The 16,890-nt window shown below is 56.6% G+C and carries 19 protein-coding genes; 12 read left to right on the forward strand and 7 right to left on the reverse strand.

What is annotated here, in order from left to right:
• Positions 1–714, reverse strand: coding sequence for a bifunctional protein-disulfide isomerase/oxidoreductase DsbC (gene dsbC, locus BJF97_RS24570; protein ID WP_032693807.1), 714 nt, complete (start codon positions 712–714; stop codon positions 1–3).
• A gap of 22 nt (positions 715–736) precedes the next feature.
• On the reverse strand, positions 737–1,633 hold the full coding sequence (gene xerD, locus BJF97_RS24575) for a site-specific tyrosine recombinase XerD (protein WP_004105555.1): 897 nt from the start codon (positions 1,631–1,633) through the stop codon (positions 737–739).
• A gap of 121 nt (positions 1,634–1,754) precedes the next feature.
• Here xerD and fldB point away from each other — a divergent pair, with 121 nt between their 5' ends.
• Positions 1,755–2,276, forward strand: coding sequence for a flavodoxin FldB (gene fldB / locus BJF97_RS24580; protein ID WP_014226792.1), 522 nt, complete (start codon positions 1,755–1,757; stop codon positions 2,274–2,276).
• Positions 2,277–2,284: 8 nt separating this feature from the next.
• Here the strand turns inward: fldB and BJF97_RS24585 are convergent, their stop codons facing one another.
• Together BJF97_RS24585 and sdhE are read right to left on the reverse strand one after the other, a co-directional pair.
• The gene (locus BJF97_RS24585) at positions 2,285–2,695 is read right to left on the reverse strand and encodes a protein YgfX (protein ID WP_004854060.1); all 411 of its coding nucleotides are present in this window, start codon (positions 2,693–2,695) and stop codon (positions 2,285–2,287) included.
• Positions 2,676–2,942 carry an FAD assembly factor SdhE gene (gene sdhE, locus BJF97_RS24590; protein WP_004124953.1) on the reverse strand — a complete coding sequence of 89 codons (267 nt, stop codon included), beginning with the start codon at positions 2,940–2,942 and terminating at the stop codon, positions 2,676–2,678. Before sdhE ends, BJF97_RS24585 begins: the two co-directional genes overlap by 20 nt.
• 244 nt (positions 2,943–3,186) lie before the next feature.
• Between sdhE and ygfZ the strand changes: the two genes are divergently transcribed.
• From ygfZ to dagF, 8 genes are all read left to right on the forward strand, one after another.
• Positions 3,187–4,170 carry a tRNA-modifying protein YgfZ gene (gene ygfZ, locus BJF97_RS24595; RefSeq protein ID WP_014226793.1) on the forward strand — a complete coding sequence of 328 codons (984 nt, stop codon included), beginning with the start codon at positions 3,187–3,189 and terminating at the stop codon, positions 4,168–4,170.
• Between the two features lie 193 nt (positions 4,171–4,363).
• Positions 4,364–7,162: a transcriptional regulator DagR gene (gene dagR, locus BJF97_RS24600; RefSeq protein ID WP_014226794.1), complete on the forward strand. Its 2,799-nt coding sequence runs from the start codon at positions 4,364–4,366 to the stop codon at positions 7,160–7,162.
• Positions 7,163–7,282: 120 nt separating this feature from the next.
• Positions 7,283–7,708 (forward strand): PTS sugar transporter subunit IIA, encoded by a 426-nt coding sequence (locus tag BJF97_RS24605; RefSeq protein ID WP_004854067.1) that lies wholly within the window; start codon positions 7,283–7,285, stop codon positions 7,706–7,708.
• A 12-nt stretch (positions 7,709–7,720) separates the two neighbouring features.
• Positions 7,721–8,206, forward strand: a complete 486-nt coding sequence (locus tag BJF97_RS24610; RefSeq protein ID WP_032693808.1) for a PTS system mannose/fructose/N-acetylgalactosamine-transporter subunit IIB — start codon at positions 7,721–7,723, stop codon at positions 8,204–8,206.
• Between the two features lie 25 nt (positions 8,207–8,231).
• On the forward strand, positions 8,232–8,987 hold the full coding sequence (locus BJF97_RS24615) for a PTS mannose/fructose/sorbose/N-acetylgalactosamine transporter subunit IIC (RefSeq protein WP_032693809.1): 756 nt from the start codon (positions 8,232–8,234) through the stop codon (positions 8,985–8,987).
• Entirely contained in the window at positions 8,984–9,844 is an 861-nt protein-coding gene (locus BJF97_RS24620; RefSeq protein ID WP_014839507.1) for a PTS system mannose/fructose/sorbose family transporter subunit IID, read from the forward strand. The genes BJF97_RS24615 and BJF97_RS24620 overlap by 4 nt, the downstream gene beginning before the upstream one ends.
• Positions 9,845–9,847: 3 nt before the next feature.
• Positions 9,848–10,957: a D-glucosaminate-6-phosphate ammonia lyase gene (gene dgaE / locus BJF97_RS24625; protein ID WP_032693810.1), complete on the forward strand. Its 1,110-nt coding sequence runs from the start codon at positions 9,848–9,850 to the stop codon at positions 10,955–10,957.
• Positions 10,944–11,687 carry a 2-dehydro-3-deoxy-phosphogluconate aldolase gene (dagF, locus tag BJF97_RS24630; RefSeq protein WP_032693811.1) on the forward strand — a complete coding sequence of 248 codons (744 nt, stop codon included), beginning with the start codon at positions 10,944–10,946 and terminating at the stop codon, positions 11,685–11,687. Before dgaE ends, dagF begins: the two co-directional genes overlap by 14 nt.
• Before the next feature lie 159 nt (positions 11,688–11,846).
• Here the strand turns inward: dagF and trhA are convergent, their stop codons facing one another.
• Both trhA and yqfB read right to left on the reverse strand, forming a co-directional pair.
• Positions 11,847–12,506: a PAQR family membrane homeostasis protein TrhA gene (gene trhA / locus BJF97_RS24635; RefSeq protein ID WP_014839509.1), complete on the reverse strand. Its 660-nt coding sequence runs from the start codon at positions 12,504–12,506 to the stop codon at positions 11,847–11,849.
• Positions 12,507–12,667: 161 nt separating this feature from the next.
• Positions 12,668–12,979, reverse strand: a complete 312-nt coding sequence (gene yqfB / locus BJF97_RS24640; RefSeq protein ID WP_014839510.1) for a N(4)-acetylcytidine aminohydrolase — start codon at positions 12,977–12,979, stop codon at positions 12,668–12,670.
• 50 nt (positions 12,980–13,029) lie between these two features.
• Between yqfB and BJF97_RS24645 the strand changes: the two genes are divergently transcribed.
• From BJF97_RS24645 to BJF97_RS24655, 3 genes are all read left to right on the forward strand, one after another.
• Entirely contained in the window at positions 13,030–13,758 is a 729-nt protein-coding gene (locus tag BJF97_RS24645) for a MurR/RpiR family transcriptional regulator (protein WP_025105967.1), read from the forward strand.
• Between the two features lie 121 nt (positions 13,759–13,879).
• Positions 13,880–15,313, forward strand: coding sequence for a 6-phospho-beta-glucosidase BglA (gene bglA, locus BJF97_RS24650; RefSeq protein WP_025105966.1), 1,434 nt, complete (start codon positions 13,880–13,882; stop codon positions 15,311–15,313).
• Positions 15,314–15,503: 190 nt separating this feature from the next.
• The gene (locus BJF97_RS24655; RefSeq protein ID WP_004854083.1) at positions 15,504–15,995 is read left to right on the forward strand and encodes a protein disulfide oxidoreductase; all 492 of its coding nucleotides are present in this window, start codon (positions 15,504–15,506) and stop codon (positions 15,993–15,995) included.
• A 108-nt stretch (positions 15,996–16,103) separates the two neighbouring features.
• Here BJF97_RS24655 and BJF97_RS24660 read toward each other — a convergent pair whose 3' ends face one another.
• On the reverse strand, positions 16,104–16,847 hold the full coding sequence (locus tag BJF97_RS24660; RefSeq protein ID WP_032693812.1) for an SDR family oxidoreductase: 744 nt from the start codon (positions 16,845–16,847) through the stop codon (positions 16,104–16,106).
• Between the last annotated feature and the right edge of the window lie 43 nt (positions 16,848–16,890).

The following is a 16,890-nucleotide window of genomic DNA, read 5'->3' on the forward strand; positions in this document are numbered from 1 at the left end:
TCAGTTACCGCTTGTCTGTTTTTGATGCTCATCAAGGAGCGCTTTCAGGTCTTTAGGATCGCGATAGCCGGGCATCAGCGTGCCGTCGCTCAGCACCATCGCCGGCGTGCCGTTAACGCCAAGCTGCACGCCCAGCATGTAGTGTTTAGCGATATCAACATCGCAGCTGGCCGGCTGCACGCCCTTACCGCTCATCGCGTCATCCAGCGCTTTGTTACGATCTTTAGCGCACCAGATAGCCTTCATATTCTGCTCGGTTTCGCTTTGCAGCCCCTGGCGCGGGAAGGCCAGATAGCGCACGGTAATACCCAGCGCGTTATAGTCGCTCATCTGCTCATGCAATTTCTGGCAATAACCACAGGTAATATCGGTGAAGACGGTGATGACGTGTTTTTCCTGCGGCGCTTTATAGACGATCATCTCTTTTTCCAGCGCGTTCAGCTTACCGGCCAGCAGCGTATTGGTGACGTTTACCGGCTGCGCGCCGCTGACGTCGTACATCGGCCCCTGGATAATGTGCTTACCGTCATCGGTAACGTATATCACGCCGCTGTCCGTCAATACGGTGCTGATGCCTTTGATCGGCGAAGGTTGCACGTCCGAACTCTGCACGCCCAGCTTCGCCAGCAGTTGCTTGATCGCCGCGCTATCGGCATGCGCCGCACCGGATAAGGTGGTCGCCAGCAGAGTGAACATCAGTAAACCTTTTTTCATACTCAGTCCTTTTTTTCAGCACTCACGCACGCGGGTGATGCTGTTGATGGAGTTGTCGCAGACGCTCGGTCGCCACGTGGGTGTAGATCTGCGTCGTGGAGAGATCGCTGTGTCCTAACAGCATCTGCACCACGCGTAAGTCGGCGCCATGGTTAAGTAAATGCGTCGCGAACGCATGGCGTAACACGTGCGGGGAGAGCTTTTCGCTGTCAATCCCCGCCAGTACGGCATAGTGCTTAATTCGATGCCAGAACGTCTGGCGCGTCATCTGCTGCGCGCGCTGGCTGGGAAAAAGCACATCGGACGCCACGCCGTTCAGCAGCCAGGGGCGCCCGTATTCAAGGTAATTCTCAACCCACAGCACCGCCTCTTCACCCAGCGGTACCAGACGTTCTTTATTTCCTTTACCAATCACGCGCAGCACGCCCTGTCGCAGGCTAATGTCGCTCATGGTCAGGCCCACCAGCTCGGAAACGCGCAGACCGGTGGCGTACAGCACTTCCAGCATCGCTTTATCGCGCAGCTCCAGCGGTTGTTCAACCAGCGGCGCCTGGAGCAGGCGTTCCACCTGCGCCTCGCTCAGATCCTTCGGCAGCCTCTGCGGCAGCTTTGGCGAGGCCAACAGCGCGCTGGGATCGTCCGGGCGAATTTTCTCCCGGTAAAGATGCTGGAAGAAACGGCGCACGGCGCTTAGCAGGCGCGCGGTGCTGGTGGCTTTATAGCCGCCGGTTTGCCGCTCCGCCAGCAGCGACTGGAGATCTTCGCCGCTGACGCTGGCAAGCGACAGGCCACGATGATGCAGCCATTCGACCACCATCGTCAGGTCCCGGCGGTAGGCGCTTAGCGTGTTCTCCGCCAGATTCCGCTCCAGCCATAAGGCATCAAGAAACTGCTCGATTTGTGCGAGATCCTGTTCCACTCTGGCCTCTTTGCTTATTAAAACGGCGCCATTATACCCTAAATAATTCGAGTTGCAGGCGGGCGCGGCCTTTCTGGTACACTAAACGCAAAGTCACAGCAAGAATTGAGACGTTTCCGCGATGAACATAGGTCTTTTTTACGGTTCCAGCACCTGCTACACCGAAATGGCGGCGGAAAAAATCCGCGATATTATCGGCCCTGAACTGGTCACGCTGCACAACCTGAAAGATGATTCCCCTGCCCTGATGACGCAATACGATGTGCTGATCCTCGGCATTCCAACCTGGGATTTCGGCGAGATCCAGGAGGACTGGGAGGCGGTCTGGCAGCAGCTCGATACGCTGGATCTGCAGGGTAAAATCGTCGCGCTGTACGGCATGGGCGACCAGCTAGGCTACGGCGAATGGTTCCTTGATGCGCTCGGCATGCTGCACGATAAGCTGGCGACCAAAGGGGTTAAGTTTATCGGCTACTGGCCTACTGAAGGCTATGAATTCACCAGCCCGAAACCGGTCATTGCCGATGGGCAGCTGTTCGTTGGCCTGGCGCTTGATGAAACGAACCAGTACGACCTGAGCGATGAGCGCATTCAGAACTGGTGCGAGCAAATCCTCGGTGAAATGGCTGAGCAGTTCTCCTGAGTCCTTGCCTACTCTTGCGTCGGTTTTAGCAACACCAGCCGACGCAGGTCTCGCCATTCTCCCGCGTCCATGCTATCCGCCGCGACCCACAAATGCTGGGTTCGTTGGTTTTCCGTATTCCGCAGGCGCAGCAGCATTCCGCTGTTAATCACCCACGGGGTGCCGATGATATCCCACTCCGCCTTTTGCCAGCGCAGACGGGAGTCGATCAGCAGCTTGATTTCTCCCTGACGGGCATGGATCCGCCGCTGGCTGCGCACGCAGTCGAACACCACCAGCGACAGCAGTATCAGCCACAGCGGGGTATAGCTCAGCGGCCAGGGCATCAGCAGCACAAGCGCCGCCACCACGCCGTGCATCAGCAGCGAAAACCACTGCGCTCGCCACGAGATGCGTAAATCAGATTGCCACAGGACCACGTTCCCGATTCCGTGTCTGAATTAATTTTACCATCCGCTGCAGTTCTGCATCAGCCGGCTCGCCATGATTCATCAACCAGTTGAACAGATCCGGATCGTCGTTTTCCAGCAGGCGGATGAATAACGCTTTATCGCCATCGCTGAGCGTGTCGTACTCATGCTCGAAAAACGGCATGATGGAGATATCGAGTTCACGCATACCTCGACGGCATGCCCAGTGGATGCGGGCTTTATTGTTAATGTCCATGTTTTACTTCCTGCTTATAAATATCTCTTAGTTTAACCCGTTTTCGGCGCTGACTTCACTGGAATATCAAGTTTCGCGAGCGCTATTCCATGAAAACCCTAAAATAATCAGGCCATTTATTATTTCGCTGGTTTCAGCGCCCCGTCTTTGAGGGCACGAATGGCCTGTCAAAAGCGCTTGCATTGCACCATAGCTCTTTTACCATTAGTCACACACTCTGCGTTAAGCTATTCAGGATATGACTATGGCTTTTACACCTTTTCCTCCGCGTCAGCCTTCCTCTTCCGCTCGTCTGCCGTTAACGCTGATGACGCTGGACGACTGGGCGCTGGCGACGATTACCGGTCCGGATGGCGAAAAATATCTGCAGGGGCAGATTACCGCCGACGTCAGCCACCTGACCGACGAGCAGCATCTGCTTGCCGCGCATTGTGACGCCAAGGGCAAGATGTGGAGCAATCTGCGCGTTTTCCGCCGCAACGAGGGTTTTGCGTGGATTGAGCGCCGCAGCCTGCGCGATGCGCAGCTGACCGAACTGAAAAAATACGCGGTGTTCTCTAAAGTGACCATCGCCGCCGATGATGAATCCGTACTGCTGGGCGTTGCCGGGTTTCAGGCGCGCGCTGCGCTGTCGCCGCTGTTTAGTGAGCTGCCGAACGCCGAGAAACAGGTTGTCAGCGAAGGTGCCACCAGCGTGCTGTGGTTTGCGCATCCGGCCGAGCGTTTCCTGCTGGTGACCGATGTGGCAACCGCCACCCGCATCACCGATGCGCTACGCGGTGAAGCGCAGCTCAACAACAGCCAGCAGTGGCTGGCGCTGAATATTGAAGCCGGGCTGCCGGTTATCGACAGCGCCAACAGCGCGCAGTTTATTCCGCAGGCCACCAACCTACAGGCGCTGGGCGGCATCAGCTTTAAGAAAGGCTGCTATACCGGCCAGGAGATGGTTGCCCGCGCTAAATTCCGCGGCGCCAACAAGCGCGCCCTGTGGTATCTGGCGGGAACAGCCAGCCGCGTGCCTGAGGCCGGGGAAGACCTGGAGCTGAAGATGGGTGAAAACTGGCGCCGAACCGGCACCGTTTTAGCGGCCGTGCAGCTGGACGACGGTCGCCTGCTGGTACAGGTGGTGATGAATAACGATATGGAGCCGGACAGCGTGTTTCGCGTACGCGATGATGCCGGTAGCCTGAGCATCGAGCCGCTGCCGTATTCGCTGGAAGAGAGTTAAAGCGATATTCCCTGCCGCCTTCTCCCCGGAGGCGGCAATCCCGCGCCTGTCTGGGCTACCCCACCCGCAAACCACGAAACACCCGCGGCCGCGCGCTTTGCGCAAATGCGCCATCTCTGGCCCAGGCCACTTTCTTGCGTAGAAGAATAGTGTATGTTCTGAACAATCATTTATTTCTTAAGCGGTAAAAGAGATGAGACGGATTGAGGTCATACTGGGAGAGCTGGAGCGGTTAACTCGCGGGCTGAATCTTGCGGATCTGGAACAGGAAACGGCATTTACGGCGGAAGCCATCGGCTTTAACCTCGGGCTTGCGCGCAACTCGGTCAGCAAAGACCTCAATCAGTTATGGAACGACGGCCTGGCGATTAAGAGCAGAGGACGCCCCGTGTTCTTTTGGCACCGCCAGGCAATGGAAACGCTGCTGGGGCGCAGACTGAATGATACCGAATGTGAAGTGCGCACGGTTGCCGACCTTCTGCCGCATCAGGAAGGTTGCTCAACGGATGACCCCTTCAGCGGCCTGATTGGCTACGATCGCAGCCTCCGTGATGCGGTGGAAAAAGGCCGCGCAGCGGTGCTTTATCCTCACGGGCTCCACGTATTGCTGACCGGCCCCTCCGGAGTAGGTAAAACTTTCTTTGCCGAGCTGATGCACCGTTTTGCCTGCGAGCATGCGGCGGGTTCTCCCCCGCCGCTGGTCTACTTTAACTGCGCCGAGTATGCGCATAACCCGGAGCTACTCTCTTCGCATTTGTTCGGCCATCGGCAGGGCGCATTTACCGGCGCCAGTGAGAATAAAGCCGGTCTGGTGGAGCAGGCGGACGGCGGATATCTGCTGCTTGATGAGGTGCACCGCCTGCCGTATGAAGGACAGGAAAAACTCTTCTCCATTCTCGACAAAGGCCAATATCGCCCGCTCGGTTCAAGCGCCACGGCGCGGTCCATCACGGTGCGCTTGATTTGCGCCACCACCGAACCGGTCAGCTCAGCCCTGCTGCGAACGTTCCAGAGGCGCATCCAGGTCTGTATCGATCTCCCCGGGATCCGTCAGCGCTCGGTGGAAGAACAGGTGGAACTTATTGTCGGTTTTCTCCAGCGCGAGAGCCGCAAAATTGAGCGTACGGTCAGTATCGACAAAACGCTGTTGCTCTGGCTGCTGAATAAACCGCTGGAAGGCAATATCGGCCAGCTCAAAAGCGATATCCAGTTTCTTTGCGCCCAGGCGTGGGCCGCGGGAATGACCGAGCATAACGACACGCTCCAGCTGGATAAACGGCTGGTAGAAGTGCCGTTCAACGCCACCCCGGAACAGCGTCTGCTGGTCGATACCTTGTTTGACGGCCAGGATCGGCTAAGCGTCGATGCGCGCACGTTACCCGCATTGAAAACCTCTCTGGCGACAGGAGCGGAGATCGAAGAAAGCGATCTGTTTTACAGCTTCCTGACCCGCGAATACGTCAACCTGCGCAACAGCAACGTCCCACCGGCTGAGACGCTGGCGATCCTCAAAAACAAACTCAGTTCTATCTTTGAATATGGTCTCTACAGCCGCGACAGCGTGGCCCATCCGCCGCGCTATGGCGATCGGATTGAAGAGCGGGTGACCCTGCTAATTGGCTGTGTGGAACAGGTGCTGGGCTTTACGCTGCCAGAAAACCTGATGAATCCGCTGCGTAAACACTTTCTGGCGCTGATTGGCTACGTGCAGCGCGGGCTGATCCCACAGCTCTACTCCTCCAGCCTGATCCTCGACCGCTGCAAAGACGAGTATGAAAACGCGACTCTGCTGTGCCGGAAAATCAACGAGCTGCTGCATATTCAGTGCCCGGCGACGGAGGTCGTCTGGCTATGTCTGTTCCTGAAAGAGTGCCGCCATTATCGCCAGCGGATCGACGCCAGCCCCGACTGCGGCGTCATTTTAATCGCCCACGGCGCGACGACGGCGACCAGTCAGGCGCAGTACGTCAACCGGGTGCTGGAGCGCGAGCTGTTCAGCGCCATCGATATGCCCTTTGAGCAGTCGGTGCATGACACGCTGGAAACGCTAACCCAGCGGATCCAGAGCCAACGCTACCGGCGGCTGATTCTGATGGTGGATATCGGCTCGCTGGTGCATTTTGGCAGCACCATCAGCAAGCTATTCCAGATTGACGTCCTGTTAATGCCCAATATTACGCTGACCAGTCTGCTGGAGCTGGGTCTGGATTTAAGCTATGAAACCAGCGAGCTACCGCAGTTAGCGGAATTACTGCAGAGTAAAAATATCCCCTGTCAGCTCTGTACTCCGCAGCAGGAGAACGGCGGTAAGGTGCTGGTGATCTCCTGCATTACCGGCATGGGAACCGCAGAGAAAATCAAAAAAGTGCTGGAGGAAAGTTTTGGCGAGCTGATGTCGCAGGATACGCGAATGGTGATCCTCGATTACAACGAGGTTCGCAGCCTGGAGCGCGTTCAGCAGTCGCTGCTGGCCGGTGAGCGACTGGCGGGGATTGTCGGCACCTTCCAGCCGGGGCTGCCGGATATTCCGTTTATCTCACTTGAAGAGCTGTTCTCCGAGCAGGGGCCGGAACTGGTGCTCAGCCTGCTCACGCCGGACCTCTCAAGCAGTGAGCGCCGTCTGGAGATGGAGCGCAGCGCGATGCGCTTCATCAGCGCGCTGACCATGGAAAGCATCATCAACCATATTTCGGTACTCAATCCCCAGCGCATTCTCAAAGAGATGGAGGGAGTGTTTAACCATTTAACCACCTCGCTTTCGCTGAAACCCAGTCGCCAGGTGACACTGCGCTTCCTGATCCACTGCTGTTGCATGGTCGAGCGTATCGTAATTAACCGGAAACCGTTACAGATGTCGCTGGAGAGCCAGCCCGCGCTGGACGTCCGCGCGTTTAGTGTCATTAAATCCGCCTTCCAGCCGATCGAAGAGGCTTATGCCATTCGTTTATCCGACGCGGAATATTTTTATATCTACGAACTGCTGTATCGCTGATCCCTTAACTGGCGTGGCTTTACGCCACGCCTGCCCCTCTTCGCCCCCCATGTGACACAAATTCTGGCACAGCCTTTGCTCTTATTACGTATATCAACGTAATAGCGCCAGGAGGCCATTTTGATTACCACTGAACCTTTGTCCCAGATCCTGCTGCTGACCCATGGCGGCTGGGGACAACAGCTCTGCAACAGCCTGTGCATGGTGACGGGCGAAATTAAAGGCGTAACGGAAATCGCCCTGATGCCCGTCGATACATTGGGCGAGTTTTATCAGCGCGTAGAAGCCGTCGTGAAAACCCTGCCCGAAGGCTCGCTTATTCTGACCGATTTTATTGGCGGGACCACCTCTAACGTGGCCGCGCGGCTAAGCGCCGATTATCCGGTGGCGGTGATTTCCGGACTGAATGCCTCGCTGCTGCTGGAGGCCCTGGACAAGCGGGAACAGGGGCCGCTATCCGCCTGCGTAGCTGAATTAGTGGAAGCCGCGCGCAGCAGCTGTCTGGACGTTGTCGCCCACGTTCGGCAATTACAACAATCACAATAAGGAAAAAATATCATGGCTAACATCGTGTTATGTCGCATCGACAGTCGCCTCATTCATGGACAAGTGGTGACGAAGTGGGTTGGACAATCCCAGGCCAACCGGATTGCGGTAGTGAGTGATGAGCTGGACGCCGATCCGTTTATGAAAAATATCTATCTGATGGCGGCACCGCCAAACATCAAAGTGGATTGCTACAGCAATCAGAGCTTTGCCGCATCGTGGAAAGAAAACCAGCTTGGCGACGGCAGCGTGCTGGTGCTGTTCCCCTCTCTCGCGGCGATTCAGGAAGCCGTACAGCTCGGGTTTGATGTTTCCGCCATTCAGGTTGGCGGCTTAGGCGGCGGGCCGAACCGCAAGGTCGTTTTCCAGAACATCACGTTGGATGAAAAAGACGTTGGCATTCTTCTCGACCTGAAAAGTCGAGGGATTAAGGCGGTCTTCCAGACTATCCCGGAAGATAAGCCGCAGTCGCTGGACGATATCCTGAAAAAATTCTAATCCTCTGATTACAGGGTAAATAACTATGGATACTTTAGTCTTCGCAAGCCTGATGGGGTTGTATTACTGGTTTGCCCGCTTACGCCTTGGCTACACCTTCTCCGCCATGCTGTTACAACCTGTTGTAATCGCCGTTTTTGTCGGCCTGCTGTTGGGCAATATGGAAACAGCAATGATTATTGGCGCAGGTATGCAGCTGGTTTACCTCGGCGTGACCTCAACGCCCGGGGGTAACGTGCCGTCAGATCCGGCGCTGGCGGCCTGTATCTCGATTCCTATCGCCGTAAAAGCCGGGATGGACCCGAACCTGGCCATCGCGCTGGCCATCCCGTTTGGCGTGATCGGCGTTTTCCTTGACCAGCTCAGACGCACGCTGAACGCCGCGTGGGTGCATGTGCATATGGCGGATAAACACGCGGAAACGGCCAACATGGGCGGTATTATGCGCTGCGCGTTCCTCTACCCGGCGTTGCTCGGCCTGGTGCTGCGTTTCCCGGTGGTGTTTGCTGCCAACTATTTTGGCCAGGACGTGGTAGAGAGCTTCCTTAAGCTGATGCCGCACTGGTTGACCCACTCCTTTGAAATTATGGGCGGAATTCTGCCGGCGCTGGGCTTTGCCATCACCATCATGGTGATCGGTAAGAAGAGCCTGCTGCCGTGGTTTATCGGCGGATTCTTTGCGGTGCTGTACCTGAAGGTGGACATTATGGCGATGGCAATCTTTGGTACCTGCGTGGCCTTCCTGATTAAGGGCCTGGCGAAAAATGAAGGAGCAGCATGATGAGCAGCGATGTAATGCAGCATGAACTGGTGGAGCGCGCGCGGGAGAACGGCACGCTGACCAAAGCGGACATCACCAAAGCCTGGTTTATTTACTGGCTGGGCGCGGAAGTTTCCAGCTCCTATGAGCGTTTACAAAGCCTGATTTTCTGCGCCTCAATGACGCCGATTATCAAAAAACTCTACCCGCAAAAAGAAGAGCAGGTGGAGGCGCTAAAACGCCATCTGAACTTCTTCAACTCTGAGCAGACCTTTGGCGCGGTGATTCAGGGGATCTCAATTGCGATGGAGGAGCAGAAAACGCGCGGTGAACCGATTAGCGACGCGTCTATCACCGGGATTAAAACAGGGCTGATGGGGCCGCTGGCCGGAATGGGGGACTCCATCATCTGGGCGGCCGTCATGCCGTTGCTGATTGCGATTTTCATCCCGTTCGCCGCCAGCGGCAGCGCGATGGGCGGCATTGTGCCCTTAATTCTCTATCCGGCCATTACGCTGGCGATCAGCTACGGCATGGTGCACAAAGGCTACACGCTGGGACGCGACTCAATCATCGGCCTGCTCCAGGGAGGGCGAATTAAGGAGCTTATCTACGGCGCGAACGTGCTGGGCCTGATAATGATGGGCGCGCTCTCCGCAAGCTACGTCAAAATAACGACCCCCTTAAAGCTCAGCGCGCTGAAGGGCTCGGAGGTGGTGGTCCAGCAAATCCTCGACTCTATCGCGCCCGGCCTGTTGCCGCTGGCGGCGGTGTTTGCCATCTACTTCTATCTGGTGAAGAAAGGGCCGCGCTACACCACCATTCTGCTGTCAATTGTCGCGCTCAGCGTGGTCTGTTCGCTGCTGGGAGTGCTGTAAACCATGACGCAGAATATCTATCAACAGCTGGGGTTAAAACAGGTGATTAACGCCTGCGGCAAAATGACGATTCTGGGCGTTTCCAGCGTGGCGCCGGAGGTGATGCAGGCAACGGCGCGGGCGGCATCGGCCTTTGTGGAAATCGACAGGCTGGTAGACCGAACCGGCGAGCGGGTCTCCCGCTTTACCGGCGCGGAGGACAGCTATATCACCTCCTGCGCCTCGGCGGGAATCGCCATCGCCGTGGCCGCCGCGATTACCCATGGCGACCAGGCGCGAGTGATGCAGATGCCGGACAGTCGCGGTATGGCCAACGAAGTCGTCATGCTCCGCGGGCATAACGTCGATTACGGCGCGCCCATCACCAGCGCGATTCGCTTAGGCGGTGGGCGCGTTGTGGAGGTCGGTTCAAGCAATCTGGCGGCGCGCTGGCAGCTGGAGAGCGCGATCTCTGCCAGCACCGCCGCCCTGCTGTATGTGAAATCACACCACTGCGTGCAAAAAGGGATGTTGAGTATCGAGGATTTCGTGCAGGTCGCACAGACTCACAACCTGCCGCTGATTGTCGATGCCGCCGCCGAGGAGGATTTACGCGTCTGGGCGGCGAGCGGAGCGGACATGGTTATCTATAGCGGGGCAAAAGCGTTTAACGCGCCCACCTCCGGATTCATCACCGGGAAAAAACAGTGGATAGCGGCGTGTAAGGCGCAGCATCACGGTATTGCCCGGGCGATGAAAATCGGCAAGGAGAATATGGTCGGTCTGGTTTATGCGCTGGAACACTATCATCAGGGGCAGAAGGGGGTCACTGCCGAGGAACTCCTGCCCGTCGCGAAAGCGATCTCAGCGATAAACGGCTTACAAGCCGATATTGAGCAGGATGAAGCCGGACGCGCTATCTGGCGTATCCGCATTCAGGTGAATGCCCAGGAACTCGGCCTGGATGCCCGCGAAGTCGAAGCACAGCTGCGCAACGGCGATATCGCCATTTACGCCCGGCGCTATAACCTCCATCAGGGGGTTTTTAGCCTGGACCCACGAACGGTAGCCGAGGGTGAAATGAGCCTGATCGTGGCGCGCTTAAAGGAGATTGCCAACCATGCAGCAAATTAATTTTTACCGTCAACGCGTCGCGATTAACGTGCTGGCGAAAGATATCGCCAACGCCCGGGACATTTATGATGCCGCCGAAGGCCATGCGGCGATTGGCGTCCTCTCGGCACAGTTTGCCTCCGTGGAAGAAGGTGTTCAGGAGGTAAAACGCTGGATGGCGGAGATACCCTCCATCTCCGTAGGCCTGGGCGCCGGCGATCCTGCGCAATATTACAAAGCGGCGATGATCGCGTCAGCGCTTCACCCGGCGCACGTTAATCAGACCTTTACCGGCAGCGGGTTTGCCGCAGGGGCGCTGGCGGCTACGGGGGGGCAGCAGACCTGCATTAACGCGCTGGTCAGCCCGACGGGAACCCCTGGCGAGGTTCTTATCTCCACCGGCGTCAGCAGCTGTCAGGGCACGCCGGCCCGCGTCTCCTGCGATGCGGCGGTACGCATGATGCAGGACATGGGGGCCCATGCGGCGAAGTTTTTCCCCATGGGCGGCGAAAAGTCGCTACCGGAGCTGTATATGCTGGCGACCACGGCAGCCCGTAACGGGATGACGTTAATCGAACCAACCGGCGGAATCGATCTCGATAACTTTGGCATTATTTTGCAAAGCTGTCTGGAAGCAGGCGTACCTCGCGTGATGCCCCATGTTTACAGCTCGATAATCGACCCGCAAACCGGCAATACCCGGCCAGAAGATATCCGCAGATTAATGGATATCGTGAAAGCCGTGGTCTGAATAAAAAACACCAGGCCGTAGCCCGGGCAGGCAGGCCATCACCAACGAAGAATGTCCCGGAGGCGGCGCTGGCGCGCCATGTCCGGGCTACCAGCCCTCAGACGACGGTGAACCTGTAGCCCGGCTAAACGTAGCGCGAGCCGGGAGATTTCGCGAAATTTAAACCTGCCCGACGTACAAATAAATGGCCAGGAAGTGGCACACGCTGCCGCCCAGGACAAAACCGTGCCAGATAGCGTGGTTGTACGGAATACGTTTGCAGACGTAGAATATAACCCCCAGCGAATAGACCACGCCACCCACGGCAAGCAGCGTCACGCCGCCCACCGCCAGCTTAATCGCCAGCTGATAAACGACGATCAGCGACAGCCAGCCCATGGTCAGGTAGGTCACTAAAGAGAGGATCTTAAAACGATGCGCAATGGTCAGCTTAAACAGGATCCCCAGCAGCGCCAGGCTCCAGATGACGATCATCAGCCCGCGCGATAGCGGCGAATTTAGCCCCACCAGCAGAAACGGCGTGTAGGTCCCGGCAATCAGCAAATAGATGGCGCAGTGGTCGAATTTTTTCAGCCACAGCTTAGCCCGCTGATGCGGAATCGCGTGATAGAGGGTCGAGGCGAGGAACAGCAAAATCATGCTGCCGCCGTACAGGCTGTAGCTGGTAATGGCCGTGGCGCCGGCGTTGCTGTCCACCGCCTGCACCAGCAGCAGCACCAGACCGACGATACCAAACACCAGCCCAATCCCGTGACTGACGCTGTTGGCAATTTCCTCTGCCAGAGAATATCCCTGTGTGATTAACGATTTGCGAACCATATTTGACTCCGAAAACAAGTACGCTTTCAATGCACACTTAGGTTAACTGAGAATGATTCCAGTGAACACCTGTTCGCTAAAATAAAAAGATGAATATTTATGAACAGTATAAAATCAATATGTTACATAAAAATTTCAACTAACAGACGTTCACTATTTAATTAAAGCTTTTCGAATTCAATAACATAAAACTGCTTTTCTTCAGGATAGATCTCCGCAATCACCTCACGCAGCTGCGCCAGGGTCATATTCTCCTGCTGCGCGTGCAGTTCACTCAGCGTATCCAGCGTCACCGTTGAGGTGGCCACCACGCGAATGGTGCAAAAATAGCCGTCATCTTCATAGCGGCCAACGCGCAGCACATCGCCTGCTTTAAAGTGTGATTCAGCCGCATCGCGGAGGGTAATGGTTTTGCGTCCGGCGAGGATGTCGTCCTGAAAACGCTGAAAAAAGGTTATGTCATTTGGCTGCATGATATCATTCCGTCCTGGTCATTATGAATTGTGAGTTCGCCACTGTGAGTATCTTCTCCCACGCCGCTATCGCCAGTCTCAATAACCTTGAGATGATGGTCTATCACTACGTCATTAAAAATCGCGACAAAGTGATGTACATGACCATCCGCGAGCTGGCGGAAGCGGCCGGAGTCTCCACGACTACCGTTTTGCGCTTCTGCCGCAAGCTGCAGTGCGAAGGCTACTCGGAGTTTCGCGTACGCTTTAAATTATATCTGGAGCAGAATGAGCCTCAACAGGCAAATATCGGCGCCAGCGAAATAATGAGCTTTTTTAAAAGCGTTAATAACGATGAATTTGACCAGCTGCTCGAGCAGGCGGTCGATATTATTCTGTCTTCAGAACGTATTATTTTTGTTGGCGCCGGCACCTCCGGCGCGCTGGCAAAATATGGCGCGCGTTTCTTTTCTAACGTCGGAAAATTCAGTAACCATATCGACGACCCTTATTTTCCGGTGACCAATGATATGGCGCGTAATGCGCTGGCCATCGTGCTGTCGGTCTCCGGCGAAACCGAAGAGATCCTGCGCTTCGCCAGCCAGTTCAGCCTGCATCGCTGTAAAGTGATGTCCATCACCAGCCACGAGCACTCGCGGCTGGCAAAGCTTGCCGACTTTAATCTCTCCTGGCACGTTCCGCAAACGCGCATCGGCGGCGTCTATGACATTACCACCCAGATCCCGGTCATTTATATTCTGGAAACGCTTGGGCGTAAATTAGCGCGCAAACTCGCCTGAAAATAACAGGGTGTTTTTTCGATGTAACAAATTCCATTCCGGGCAAATTGTTATATCGTGACATTTATATTCCCTTTGTTAGACTCGCAGCCAACAAGTCATTAAGACGAGATGAGCAAAGATGAAGAAAATTCCTTTACCAAAAGACTTTTTATGGGGTGGCGCCGTCGCCGCGCACCAGGTTGAAGGCGGCTGGAATAAAGACGGCAAAGGCCCGAGCATCTGCGACGTGCTTACCGGCGGCGCGCACGGCGTGCCGCGCGAGATAACCCAGCAGGTAGAGCCGGGCAAGTACTATCCGAACCACGAAGCCATCGATTTCCACGGCCGCTACAAAGAAGACATCAAGCTGTTCGCCGAGATGGGCTTCAAGTGCTTCCGCACCTCTATCGCCTGGACGCGCATCTTCCCGCTGGGCGACGAAAGCCAGCCGAATGAAGAAGGGCTGAAATTCTACGATGACATGTTCGATGAACTGCTGAAGTACAACATCGAACCGGTTATTACCCTCTCCCACTTTGAGATGCCGCTGCATCTGGTTCAGCAGTACGGCGGCTGGACCAACCGCAAAGTGGTCGATTTCTTTGTGCGCTTCGCCGAAGTGGTCTTCGAGCGCTATAAGCACAAAGTGAAATACTGGATGACCTTTAACGAGATCAACAACCAGCGTAACTGGCGCGCGCCGCTGTTTGGCTACTGCTGCTCCGGCGTGGTCTATACCGAGCATGAAAACCCGGAAGAGACCATGTACCAGGTGCTGCACCATCAGTTTGTCGCCAGCGCGCTGGCGGTGAAGGCAGCGCGTCAAATCAATCCGGAGATGCAGGTGGGCTGCATGCTGGCAATGGTCGCCCTCTATCCGTTCTCCTGCAAGCCGGAAGACGTGATGTTTGCCCAGGAATCAATGCGTGAACGCTACGTCTTTACCGACGTCCAGCTGCGCGGCTACTACCCGAGCTACGTCCTGAACGAATGGGAACGCCGCGGCTTCAATATCAACATGGAGGACGGCGATGCGCAAATCCTGCGCGAAGGCACCTGCGCGTATCTCGGCTTCAGCTACTACATGACCAACGCGGTGAAAGCGGAAGGCGGCACCGGCGACGCGATCTCCGGCTTTGAAGGCAGCGTGCCCAACCCGCACGTCAAAGCCTCCGACTGGGGCTGGCAGATTGACCCGGTCGGCCTGCGCTATGCGCTGTGTGAACTGTATGAGCGCTACCAGAAGCCGCTGTTTATCGTCGAAAACGGCTTCGGCGCGTACGATAAAGTCGAGGAAGACGGCAGCATCAACGACGACTATCGCATCGACTATCTGCGCGCTCACGTCGAAGAGATGATCAAAGCGGTGACTTACGACGGCGTTGAGCTAATGGGCTATACCCCGTGGGGCTGCATCGACTGCGTCTCCTTCACGACCGGTCAGTACAGCAAGCGCTACGGCTTTATCTACGTCAACAAACATGACGATGGTACCGGCGATATGTCCCGCTCGCGCAAGAAGAGCTTTAACTGGTACAAAGAGGTTATCGCCAGCAACGGCGAGAAACTGTAATCATCTTGCCCCTTTCCAGCCGGAAGGGGGCAAAACTTCCCACAAAACAGACACTTCTTTACAGCTTTAGCATTGCTAACCCACGCTCAGCCGATAAGATAAACCACATCAATCGTTGAGTCGCTGACGCTGACTTCGTGAATCAACGCCGCACGCTGCCGGCCTTTCCGGCGCATCACAATGTAGAAAAATGATGCTAAACGTCTTCAGACAGATCCTGATATGGCTGCTGATTGTCGCCGCCGTCAGCCTGGCGGTGGATTACCTGCGCAGGCCCGCGCTGCCGCAGAATTTCTCCAGCATGCCGCTGCAAACGCTTGATGGCCGAACGGTCGATCTGGCGGCAATGAGCCACGAGCGCCCTTTGCTGCTGTACGTCTGGGCCACCTGGTGCGGCGTTTGCCGCTATACCACCCCGTCGGTGGCCGCTTTAGCCAACGATGGCGGCAATGTGATGACGGTAGCGCTACGCTCCGGCGACAACGCCGCTCTGGCACGATGGCTGGCGCATAAAAAAATGGCGCTGCCGACGATCAATGACGCCAGCGGTCAGCTATCCCAACGGTGGGAGGTGCAGGTCACGCCGACCCTTATCGTTATCTCGCGCGGCGAGGTGAAGTCAGTCACCACCGGCTGGACCAGCGGCTGGGGGATGCGCCTGCGGCTGTGGCTGGCGTCGTAGCGCATTTCCCTGCTTGCGCTGCGCTTAGCAGGGCCAGGGATGGGGTGAGGTAAACAGATGTTGTATCCCGGGCAAGGCGTTAGCCACCCCCCGGAAACGAGTTGCCGATTATCTCCCGCCCGCCAGCTCCAGAAAGCTGCCGGTCACGTAGGAAGCCTTCTCACTCAGCAGCCAGACGATGGCCTGAGCCACCTCCTCCGGCTGCCCGCCGCGCCGCATGGGCAGCATCGACTTCACGCGATCCACGCGTCCCGGCTCACCGCCGCTGGCGTGCATGTCGGTATAAATTAAGCCGGGACGCACGCCGTTAACCCGAATCCCCTGCGCCGCCACCTCCAGCGACAGGCCGGTGGTCAGAGTATCAACCGCGCCCTTTGACGCGGCATAATCCACATACTCCCCCGGCGCCCCGAGGCGCGATGCCGCGGACGACACATTCACAATCGCCCCGCCATTACCGCCGTGCTTGTGCGACATCCGCTTTACCGCCTCCCGGCAGCAGAGGAAGTAACCGGTCACGTTGGTGGCCAGCACCCGGTTAATCCGCTCCGCGCAAAGGCTTTCAATCGTCCCCTGGGTAAATAAAATGCCGGCGTTATTGACCAGCGCGGCGAGCGGTTCGCCGAGGCGATCGATAGCGGTAAACATCGCCATCACCTGCGCTTCATCGCTGACGTCCGCCCGTAGCGCAACGGCTTTGCCACCGCTGGCGATAATTTCGTTCACCACGCCGGTCGCGGCAGCGCTATTTTGGTGGTAATTCACCGCCACGGTATAGCCTTCCTGCGCCAGCAGCAGCGCCGTCGCTTTACCTATTCCCCGGCTGCCGCCCGTCACCAAAGCTATCGTCATGCCATTCTCCCAAAAAATAAAGGCGCCGCAGCGCCTTTAAAAG

This window comes from Klebsiella sp. LTGPAF-6F (assembly GCF_001753185.1).
GTDB classification, from domain to species: domain Bacteria; phylum Pseudomonadota; class Gammaproteobacteria; order Enterobacterales; family Enterobacteriaceae; genus Klebsiella; species Klebsiella michiganensis.